This is a genomic window from Exiguobacterium sp. LL15 (assembly GCF_024436095.1).
In the GTDB taxonomy this organism is placed as follows: Bacteria; Bacillota; Bacilli; order Exiguobacteriales; family Exiguobacteriaceae; genus Exiguobacterium_A; species Exiguobacterium_A indicum.
This window is the reverse complement of sequence record NZ_JANFNX010000001.1, coordinates 895,396-906,009: the sequence shown is the minus strand read 5'-3', so window position 1 is coordinate 906,009 and position 10,614 is coordinate 895,396. Positions and strand designations below refer to the sequence as shown.

General features: G+C 49.3%; 12 protein-coding genes. 1 reads left to right on the top strand and 11 read right to left on the bottom strand.

The window, feature by feature from the left end; translation table 11 throughout:
* The first annotated feature begins 20 nt into the window (after positions 1–20).
* On the top strand, positions 21–221 hold the full coding sequence (locus tag NOM72_RS04430) for a DUF1128 family protein (protein WP_023468746.1): 201 nt from the start codon (positions 21–23) through the stop codon (positions 219–221).
* Positions 222–291: 70 nt separating this feature from the next.
* On the opposite strand, the gene rnc is transcribed toward NOM72_RS04430, so the two are convergent.
* The 11 genes from rnc to NOM72_RS04375 all read right to left on the bottom strand — a co-directional run bounded on the left by rnc (position 292) and on the right by NOM72_RS04375 (position 10,480).
* Entirely contained in the window at positions 292–1,062 is a 771-nt protein-coding gene (gene rnc / locus NOM72_RS04425) for a ribonuclease III (protein WP_023468747.1), read from the bottom strand.
* 56 nt (positions 1,063–1,118) lie between these two features.
* The gene (gene acpP, locus NOM72_RS04420; RefSeq protein ID WP_029342095.1) at positions 1,119–1,358 is read right to left on the bottom strand and encodes an acyl carrier protein; all 240 of its coding nucleotides are present in this window, start codon (positions 1,356–1,358) and stop codon (positions 1,119–1,121) included.
* 70 nt (positions 1,359–1,428) lie between these two features.
* A complete protein-coding gene (gene fabG, locus NOM72_RS04415) occupies positions 1,429–2,160 on the bottom strand; it encodes a 3-oxoacyl-[acyl-carrier-protein] reductase (protein WP_023468749.1) in 732 nt (243 codons plus the stop codon).
* Positions 2,157–3,077: an ACP S-malonyltransferase gene (fabD, locus tag NOM72_RS04410; protein WP_023468750.1), complete on the bottom strand. Its 921-nt coding sequence runs from the start codon at positions 3,075–3,077 to the stop codon at positions 2,157–2,159. Before fabD ends, fabG begins: the two co-directional genes overlap by 4 nt.
* Positions 3,078–3,093: 16 nt before the next feature.
* Entirely contained in the window at positions 3,094–4,089 is a 996-nt protein-coding gene (gene plsX / locus NOM72_RS04405) for a phosphate acyltransferase PlsX (RefSeq protein ID WP_029342098.1), read from the bottom strand.
* A complete protein-coding gene (gene fapR, locus NOM72_RS04400) occupies positions 4,086–4,655 on the bottom strand; it encodes a transcription factor FapR (RefSeq protein WP_023468752.1) in 570 nt (189 codons plus the stop codon). Before fapR ends, plsX begins: the two co-directional genes overlap by 4 nt.
* Before the next feature lie 85 nt (positions 4,656–4,740).
* On the bottom strand, positions 4,741–6,771 hold the full coding sequence (gene recG / locus NOM72_RS04395) for an ATP-dependent DNA helicase RecG (RefSeq protein WP_255997919.1): 2,031 nt from the start codon (positions 6,769–6,771) through the stop codon (positions 4,741–4,743).
* Positions 6,755–7,651 (bottom strand): L-serine ammonia-lyase, iron-sulfur-dependent, subunit alpha, encoded by an 897-nt coding sequence (gene sdaAA / locus NOM72_RS04390; RefSeq protein WP_023468754.1) that lies wholly within the window; start codon positions 7,649–7,651, stop codon positions 6,755–6,757. Before sdaAA ends, recG begins: the two co-directional genes overlap by 17 nt.
* A 4-nt stretch (positions 7,652–7,655) precedes the next feature.
* Complete coding sequence (sdaAB, locus tag NOM72_RS04385) at positions 7,656–8,318, bottom strand: L-serine ammonia-lyase, iron-sulfur-dependent subunit beta (RefSeq protein WP_255997917.1); 663 nt, start codon at positions 8,316–8,318, stop codon at positions 7,656–7,658.
* Between the two features lie 100 nt (positions 8,319–8,418).
* Positions 8,419–10,092: a DAK2 domain-containing protein gene (locus tag NOM72_RS04380; RefSeq protein ID WP_369815311.1), complete on the bottom strand. Its 1,674-nt coding sequence runs from the start codon at positions 10,090–10,092 to the stop codon at positions 8,419–8,421.
* A gap of 25 nt (positions 10,093–10,117) precedes the next feature.
* Entirely contained in the window at positions 10,118–10,480 is a 363-nt protein-coding gene (locus NOM72_RS04375; RefSeq protein ID WP_023468757.1) for an Asp23/Gls24 family envelope stress response protein, read from the bottom strand.
* Positions 10,481–10,614 lie beyond the last annotated feature (134 nt).

The following is a 10,614-nucleotide window of genomic DNA, read 5'->3' as shown; positions in this document are numbered from 1 at the left end:
GAAGAGGAGCGAATAACACGATGACGATTGAACAAATGATTGAAGCGATCTTAGATAAATTGAACATCATCAACAAAGGGGTCATTAAAGCAGAACAATTCGACGGTTCAAAAAATGAGGACTTAAAAGAGATTTATGAGTTCGTCATGATGCGCGACTCGTTATCACTGGCAGAGGTCGACGCGATCGTCGACGAACTGAAATCCCTTAAGACTGTCTAATCAAGCGAACTTCACACGATAAAGGCCGATCATCTCTCACGCATTCGAGAGATGGTCGGCCTTTTGTTGCTTAAAACTGTTTCTTTAATTCAAGTAAGGCTTGTTTTGCTGCCTGTTGCTCTGCCTCTTTTTTCGATCGGCCTGTCCCGATCCCTTCCAGCTCATCCGCGACTTGGACACGCGAGATGAATTCCCGACTATGCGCCGGACCGCGCTCCTCGATGATTTCATACTCGATGACACCTAAGCCGACACGTTGAATCGCTTCCTGTAATTGACTCTTGAAATCTGTCTGTTCTTCAAAAAAGCCTGTCGCCACTTTCGGAAAAACCGCTTCGGCGAGGAATCGTTCGGCTGCTTCGATGCCTTGGTCAAGATACAAGGCGCCAATGAAGGATTCGAAGACATCCGCAAGTAAGGCTGGACGATTCCGACCACCGGTCAGTTCTTCCCCCTTACCTAACAGAATCATATCGGAAAACTGATAGTGATTCGCAAATTGGACGAGTGACGGTTCACAGACGATTGCCGCTCGCAATTTCGTTAATTCCCCCTCGGAACGTTCCGGGTAGTGTTCGAATAGATAGCGTGACACCGTCAACTCTAAGACAGCGTCCCCTAAAAATTCTAGACGTTCGTTATCCCCTTCCGACTCGCGTTGTTCATTGACGAACGAAGAGTGCGTGAAGGCCTGTTTTAATAGCTCGACATTAGAAAACGTGATATTCAGGCGCTCTTGTAACGCTTCGAATTTCTGCTCGATTTGAGCGAGCGTCCGAGCATCCTTGCGTCGTTTTACATAGGGTCCTTTTCGGACACGACGTCCTTTTTGATTCGTCATAGTTCCTCCTAAACAGCTAAAGCCCACCGCAAATTGCGGTGGGTCAGCTTCAATGATCAGACTTGTGTTTCGATGTAGTTGACGACATCGCCGACAGTCTTCAAGTTTTCTGCTTGCTCATCTTCGATCGTGATTTCGAACTTGTCTTCTAAGTCCATGACGAGTTCCATGACTTCGAGAGAGTCAGCACCGAGGTCGTCTTTGAACGATTTATCAAGTGTGATTTCACTTTGTTCTTTTCCTAATTTTTCTGCGATTGCTTCTTGTACGTCTACTAAGATTTGTTCTTTTGTCATTTTAAAATCCCTCCATGAGTTGAGTATATAAGATGATTGCCGATTTGGCAAAGTACTACCGTTAGTTGTGTTACATCGTCATGCCGCCATCGACGGCAAGAGTTTGTCCTGTGATGTATCGCGCTTCATCTGAAGCGATGAAACTGACGAGTGAAGCGATATCGTCCGTTTGACCGAAGCGTTTCAACGGAATTTGCCCGAGTGACAGGTTCCGCTGTTCTTCCGTCAATTCATCCGTCATGTCCGTCTCGATGAAGCCTGGACAGATGGCATTGACTGTGACACCTTTACTCGCGAGTTCACGTGCGACGGATTTCGTCAGCCCGATCAGACCCGCTTTCGCTGCGACATAGTTCGCTTGCCCTGGATTTCCGGAAATACCGACGACTGATGCGATGTTGATGATACGACCGCTTGTTTTTAACAATGGACGTGTCGCAGCTTGCGTGACGAGAAACGCACCTTTCAGATTCGTATCGATGACAGCATCGAAATCCGCTTCCTTCATGCGCATCAGCAAACCATCACGCGTGATGCCGGCATTATTGACGACACAATCCAGTTGACCGAACGTGTCGATCGTCTGTTTGATCATCTGTTTGACAGCATCTGCTTCAGCGACATTCGCTTGAATCGCGAATGCCTCTCCGCCTGCTTCCTTGATTTCACGGACGACTGCTTCCGCCTTGTCCGTGCTTCCTGCATAGTTGACGACGACACGGAAACCATCTGTTGCCAATCGCTTCGCGATGGCAGCTCCGATGCCGCGTGACGCGCCAGTGACGAGTGCTACTTTACTCAACGAATTCCCTCCGCTTCCAATTGCTCAAGTGTCGTGATGCTGATGATCTTCGCATCTTTTTTGATTCGTTTCACGAGACCGCTAAGCGGAGACGATGGACCAAACTCAATGAATGTATCCGCACCTTCTTCGATCAGACGCTCAACGCATGATTCGAATCGAACCGGTGAGTAGAGCTGCTGAACGAGCAAACGAATCAATTCGTCTGGTTGATCGTGGAACGCACTGTCGACGTTCGAGATAAATTTCGTCTTCGCCGCTTCAAACGGTGACGAGACGAGAATATCTTCGAATCGTGGTGCGAATGGTGTCATGAGCGACGAATGGAACGCACCTGAGACATCAAGCGGTAAGACACGTTTTGCTCCGAGCTCTTTTAACTTCGCTGTAGCGGATTCGACCGCTGCGATTTGTCCAGAGATGACGAATTGCCCAGGACAGTTGTAGTTGGCGATCTGTACGATCTCTCCCGTTGCCGCAATCGATTCGACCGCGTGATGAGCTGCCTCGACATCATTCATGCCGATGACCGCCGCCATCGTTCCACCCGTGACTTGATTCATGAGTTTTCCGCGTTCGCGGACGAGATAGACGGCTTCAGACGGTGTGATGACAGAAGCTGCGACGAGCGCGCTATATTCTCCAACACTGTGTCCGAGTACGAAATCAGGTGTATGTCCTTGTGCTGCGTACTGCTGTGCGAGTAATGCACTGTGTGCGACGATGGCTGGTTGAGCGATATCTGTTGCTTTCAATTCATCCTTCGTCCCTGTCGTCATCAGCGTCGTCAGATCCAGACCAATTCGCGTTCCGAGGTCAGCGAGTGATTGGCGTGTCTCGTCTTGCGTGATGAGCGTCTGTCCCATTCCAGGCGTCTGTGACCCTTGTCCCGGAAACATCCAAACTGTTTTCCCCATCTCGTCTCACTCCTTCTTAACGTGCTTCTGTTGCCTTCGCTTGAACGATTTTAGCAACGACTTCTTGTTCGACCATCTTCTCAGCTTGAACGAGCGCTCGGCTGAAGGCGTAGGCATTACTTGAACCATGCGCCTTAATGACCGGAGCCGCAATCCCGAATAGTCCGGCACCGCCATATTCTTCATAAGCGAGCAACTGCTTCATTTTTTTTAACTTCGGTTTTAGTACGAGAGCGGCGAGCTTTGATGTCCAAGAGCTCATGAATTGTTCTTTCATGACACCCATGATCATACTGGCTGCCCCTTCAGTACTTTTAAGTAACGTATTGCCGGCAAAACCTTCCGTGACGATGACATCGACGTCACCGCTCATCGCTTCTCTCGCCTCGACGTTCCCAACGAAATGAATCGGTGCTGTCTCAAGTAGCGGATACGTTTCCTTCGTCAGTGCATTCCCTTTACCGGCTTCTGATCCGATATTCAAGAGTCCGACTTTTGGACGTGTGATGCCGCGAACTTGTTCTGCGTAGACAGACCCCATGATGGCATAATCGAGCAAATGCTCTGCCTTCGCATCCGGGTTGGCGCCAACATCTAAGATGACGACACCTTTCCCATTACGTGTCGGGAAAGTCGGGGCCAGTGCAGGACGGTCAACTCCTTCGATTCGACCGATGACGAACAATCCGGCAGTCATGAGCGCTCCCGTGTTGCCTGCTGAAATCAAGGCATCTGCCTCTCCTGATTTCACCAGGTTTGCAGCCACAACGAGTGAGCTATCTTTCTTGCGGCGAATCGCACGTACCGGTTCATCTTCTCCGGTGATGACGGATGCCGCGTGGACGATCGTCACGCGCGGATCCTCGATTGTGTATGAGCGTAATTTCAACTCATCTCCGACTAGTCGGATATCGATGTCTTCGTTTGGACGTTCTGCCAAATAGGCAACGACCCCTTCTACGATGGCACGGGGTGCGTGATCGCCCCCCATAGCGTCAACTGCTAAAATCATTTCGATTCCTCCTTACTACTTCGATACACTGTGAACTCACCGATAAAGACACATTCTTCACCGACATAACTCTCCACCGTGATGTCAGAACGCCCATCTTGACGATGGGAACTGACGAACGCCTTCGCAACGACGCGTTCTCCGACGTGAACGGAGCGTGTGAACTGAACGTTCGCACGTGTCGTCAACGCGAGTTCGTCGTCGATGAGCGCAATCGCAAGCGAGTTTGCCTGCGCGAACAAAATATGTCCGCGGGCGATCGCATTCCGACTAAACGCATGTTCCGGCAAAATCTCAAGGATCGAGATCGCAGATGTATCGAGTTTCAGGTCAATCATATCACCAATGACTTCATTTTCAGTCAACGTACGCACATCATCCAGCCGTTCGGTCGCGACGTGTTTAATTCGCTCCCGCAATTCCGGAATTTTTAATTCCATCCGGTCGAGACGAATCGTCTGGATACTGACACGGAATCGTGTCGCCAGCGCTTCATCCGTGATGAACGGATTTTGCTCGATCGTCTGTAATAATTCTTGTTGTCTCTCTTTTTTAGGTACCCGCATGTATGTTCCTCCCACAAGAAGGATGACCACTATTATTACCTGGTACTAACAGTAGTATATATCCCTTGTTGTTCACTTTCAAGTATTATTCGATTCTTTCTCCTTCAAGTAGCCCTTGTCGTTCGATATAGTCACGTAAGACATCGTATTCCGGTGCCTGCCAAAAGGCGTCCGATCGCAGTAAGCGGACTGCATCTTGTCGCGCGGTTTCCATGACTTGTATATCGAGCGCCGGATCAGTCAAGACGAATCGCGGTAATCCACTTTGTTCGGTACCAAAGAAATTTCCGGCTCCGCGCAGTTTCAAATCCTTTTCCGCTAGCTTGAAGCCATCGTTCGTCTCCGTCATCGTCTTAATCCGTTCTTTTCCCGTATCGGAAGAGGGATCGGCGATTAGAATACAGTAAGACTGGGCATCGCCTCGACCGACGCGTCCTCTTAATTGGTGTAACTGCGCAAGACCGAAGCGTTCTGCATCATGAATGACGATGATCGACGCGTTCGGAACGTTCACGCCGACCTCGACGACCGTCGTTGAAACAAGGATTTGAACAGTATTCTCCTTAAACGCCTGCATGACCTCGTCTTTTTCAGAAGAAGTCAAGCGCCCATGCATCAAACCGACATGATAAGGCTTGAACCGCTCGGTCAATGTCGCATGTAATTCGATCGCATTTTGAACTTCGAGTGATTCGGATTCCTCGATCAATGGCGTGATGACGTAGGCTTGTCGACCTTGCGACAATTCTTTCTCGACGAACCCGAAAACGCGTTCCATCTGTTGCGGTTTCGCCCAGTAGGTCTCGATTTCCTTTCGTCCCGCCGGCATCTCATCGATGATCGAAACATCCATATCTCCAAAGACCGATATCGCAAGCGTACGCGGAATCGGTGTCGCTGTCATATATAATACATCTGCCTGTTCAGCTTTCGCACGCAATCGTTTCCGTTGTTCGACACCGAAGCGATGTTGTTCATCGGTGATGACGAGGTGTAATGCCTTGAACTGGACGGTGTCTTGAATCAGCGCATGTGTTCCGACCAAGACGTCGATCTCTCCTGTTGCGAGGGCTTCGAGCAAGTGTGCGCGCGCTTTCCCTTTAACGGAACTCGTCAGTAGACCGACTCGGATCCCAAGTGGTTCAAGCAATGGGGCCAGCGACGCTGCATGCTGTTCCGCTAAAATTTCGGTCGGCACCATTAAGGCGCCTTGTCTTCCGGCACGAACCGTCGAGAACAAGGCGATGGCTGCGATGACGGTCTTTCCGCTTCCGACATCTCCTTGCAGCAACCGATTCATTCGTTCACCGCGACCGATGTCGTCTAGAATCTCTTTTGTCACACGTTGCTGTGCACCTGTCAGCGGAAACGGCAGGCTCTTGATGAAATTGGCAATATCCGTTTCATGTAAAGGCAAGGCAATCCCTTGACCTTTCCGTCGTCCAAGACGTAACGCCTGTAATTTCAGTTGGAAATAGAGGCACTCCTCGTAGACATAACTGCGACGAGCAGCCGTTAACTCTTGTCGATTCGTTGGGAAATGAAGCGACTTCAACATCGTCATCCGGTCTTGTAACCGATACGTCTTCCGGATGCTATCCGGGATTCGTTCAGCTAATGCCTCAGTCTCCTTGAACGCCAAGTCGACGACGCGTCGGAATGTCTTCATCCGCATGTCACCCCGGAGCGAGTAAACGGGTGTCAATTCGCCTTCGATTGCCCCGAATTGCAATTCCGTCGCAGAGATCGTCATCCGGTGTAAATCCCACTTGCCACTGACCGTCACTTCTGCTCCAAGTTGCAATTGGTCTTTGTAGAATGCCCGGTTGAACATCGTTACGGTCACACTATACCGTTCTTCAACGAGCAAACGGAACGTTAAACGATTTTTTCCTTTGCCGTAATAGCGCACAAGTGGTTCAGACTGGACTTGACCCGTGAACTTGACTTTATCCTCATGGATTGCTTCCGTTAGACTTCCCGTCACGAAGTCGTCATAACGAAACGGGACGTGCTCGAGCACGTCCGCAACGGTGAGAATATTCATCTCTTCTAGTTTTTTCGCTAAATCCCGTCCGACACCTTTTAATGTCTTGACGTCACGTGATGGATTCATTCGATAACTCTCCGAAGATTTTCGCTTCGAGCCAGCGACCCGTCGGCGTATTCGCGAGTCCACCTTTTGCTGTCTCGCGAAGCGCAGACGGCATCATCTGACCAATCTCATGCATGGCTGAGATGACTTCATCACACGGAATCCGTGACGTGATTCCAGCGAGTGCCATGTCGGCAGCGACAACAGCATTCGCCCCACCCATCGCATTGCGTTTCACGCATGGCACTTCGACGAGTCCTGCAACAGGATCACAGACGAGTCCGAGCATGTTTTTCAGCGCGATCGCAAAAGCATGCGCTGACTGATCCGGTGTTCCGCCCGCCATCTCAACGATGGCAGCAGCTGCCATCGCTGTTGCTGAACCAACTTCTGCTTGACAGCCACCAGCCGCTCCGGAAATCGACGCATTGTTCGCGACGACGAAACCAAACGCACCGGATGTGAACAAGAAGCGTAACATCTGCTCACGTGTTGGGTTTAACCGATCTTTGACCGCAAATAGTGTACCAGGCACGACGCCGGCACTCCCTGCCGTTGGTGTCGCACAAATTTTTCCCATCGCAGCATTGACTTCATTCGTCCCAATCGCTTTACTGACGGCATCAAGTAGCAGATCTCCTGACAAACCTTTACCTGAAGCACGGTATCGTTGAAGTAAGACAGCGTCCCCGCCGGTTAGTCCTGTCACCGACTGAACACCATCACCATCAAGTGAACGAGCGACTGCTTCTTCCATCACTTGTAGGTTTCGTTCCATCATCGCATAGACTTCATCTCGCTCTAAATGACGAACCGTCATCTCTTGCTCGATCATGACTTCCGAAATCGGAATATTTCGTTCCGTCGCGATGGCGACGAGTTCTTTCACGGATTTAAACATTTCTTCACTCTCCCATCATGATGGCACGCTCGACTTGAGGTAACCGATCGATTTCTTCCAACACTTCTGCCGTTATCCGGTCATCAATCTCAATTGCCATGAGTGCTTGTTTTCCTTTTTCATGCCGTGACACTTCCATATGCCCGATGTTGATTTCGTAATCAGCCAAAATGCTCGTTACGGCTGCGATTGCTCCGAATCGGTCATGGTGTAAAACGACGAGTGCCGGCCCCCCACCGGACAAACGAAGCGGTACACCATTTAATTCCGTGATTTCAATCGTTCCCCCACCAATTGAAATACCAACCAATTCAAACTCTTCTACTCCATTCGTCAAATGGACACGAGCCGTATTCGGATGATCCGTCAACGCTTCACTCGTCTCGAAATGAATCTCAATCCCTTTCGACTTCGCGATATCGATCGATTGTGGAATCCGGTCGTCGAACGTATCGTATCCGAGAACACCGCCGATGATGGCGACATCCGTTCCATGTCCACGATACGTATCCGCGAATGAACCGTAAAACGTGATGTGGATGACAGTAGGCGTTTCCCCGAATAATTTACCCGCCATCAATCCGATCCGTGCAGCCCCTGCTGTATGCGAGCTCGATGGACCAACCATGACTGGTCCGATGATGTCAAAGACGCTACGATATTTCATTTCTTTTCCCCTCTCTATGAAACAAACGAAATCCCACCTCTATTATCGCAGATGGTGGGATTCGTGAAAAGGCTAGTCGCCCTTTTTCAGTATGATGGTTTTATTCGACGCTTAAAATGTACGAATAAAGTGGTTGTTTGCCGTCGTGGACTTCCACTTCAGCATCCGGATTGACCGATTCGATGTACGCGACGAGTGCATCAACTTCTTCTGTCGAGACGCCTTCACCGTAAAGAACCGTGATGATTTCGTCGTCCTCAGTGACGAGTGTATCGACGAGTTTCTTGACTGCACCAAGACTTGAAGCGTCCGTAGCGACGATTTGTTTTTCAGCAATCGCCATATGGTCGTCCTTCTTGATTTCTACACCATCGATGTTCGTATCACGTACGGCATATGTGACTTGTCCCGACTTAACGGCTGCAATCGCATCTGCCATGTGCGCTTCGTTCTCTTCGACAGTCGCTTCTGGATTATAGACGATTGTTGCTGCTAAACCTTGTGGAACTGTTTTTGATTTCACGACCGTCACACCACAATTCGCAACAGATGCTGCTTGTTCAGCGGCCATGATGATGTTTGAGTTGTTTGGATAGACATAAACGTGTTCAGCGTGTGCATCCTCGATCGCCTTAACGATATCTTCCGTCGACGGGTTCATCGTTTGTCCGCCTTCGATGACGACACTGACACCGAGTGATTTAAAGAGTTCGCTGATTCCTTCACCCATTGCGACTGTCACGAGGGCTGCTTTCGCTTTTGCCTTCGGTGCAGCGACTGGAGTGACTTGGTTCGCACCTTCTTCTTCAAGGATCGTCGAGTGTTGTTGACGCATGTTTTCAATCTTAACAGCGACGAGTTCACCGAAACGTTGTCCTTTTGTGATGACTTCTCCTGGTGTTTCAACGTGGACGTGAACTTTAAGGAGTTCTTCATCCGCTACGACGAGCAACGAATCACCGAATTCCGCTAATTCGTTCCGGAAGTCTTCTTCGCTGAACGGTGCATTCGCAAGCTTGTCATCTTGGAAACGAACCATGATTTCCGTGCAGTAACCGTAATGGATTTCTTCTGTCGACATGAAGCTTTGAGCCGTTTTATGATGCTCTGCTTCGACGAGTGCTTCCATGACAGGTGCATGCGGCTTGTCGAGTTCTTTTCCTTCGAGTGTTGCGAGGAATCCTTCATAGATACAGACGAGACCTTGACCACCAGAGTCAACGACGCCTACTTCTTTTAATACCGGAAGAAGTTCTGGTGTACCGTCGAGCGATACTTTCGAAGCTTCGACGAGTTGACGCATCAACTCTAAGAAATCCGTCGTCGTCTCAGATTGTGCGATAGCAGCGACAGCTGTTTCACGGGCAACCGTCAAGATTGTTCCTTCAACGGGTTTCATGACTGCTTTGTATGCAGTATCGACACCTTTTTGTAACGCATCTGCGAATTCCTTCGTATCAATCGTTGTTTTGCCTTCGATTGATTTCGAGAATCCACGGAACAATTGGCTTAAGATGACGCCAGAGTTTCCGCGCGCCCCCATCAATAATCCACGTGCGAAGACGTTTGCGACTTCCGATACAGAATCCGAAGTTGATTTACCTGCTTCTTTTGCACCTGAAGTCATCGTCAAATTCATGTTCGTTCCCGTATCACCATCTGGCACAGGGAAGACGTTCAATGAATCGACGAAATCTGCATTTTGATAGAGATTCGCCGCGCCATTTTGAATCATCTTGACTAACTGCGCTCCTGTTAAACGATCTACACTCACTAAAGTTTCCTCCTCTATTCCCGCCTTAGACATTCGTCAAGCGGACTCCTTGGACAAAGATGTTCACAGATGTCACGTCAAGACCTAGTGCCTGACTGAGCGTGTATTTCACGCGACTCTGTACGTTATTCGCCACCTCTGAGATTTTCGTTCCATAACTTACGATGATATGCATATCGATATGGACCTGCTCTGAAGCCTGTCGAACGATGACACCGCGTGCAAAGTTCTCACGTTTTAAGAGTTCAGCAAGACCATCCTTGATTTGAGACTGGGATGCCATACCAACGACACCAAAACATTCCATTGCCGCGCCGCCCGCAAGTTGCGCGACGACATCATTATCTACATCAATCTTTCCATAGGTCGTTTTCATCTCGATCGCCACCTGAGTAGCCCCCTTTGAATATTGTATTCTTCTCATAATTCTACTATAAGGACCTACTATTGAAAAGTCGCCGTACTGACTATACAATGAATAAGTGAAAAATAGTAGCGGTCAAATGAACTTTTACCATCATC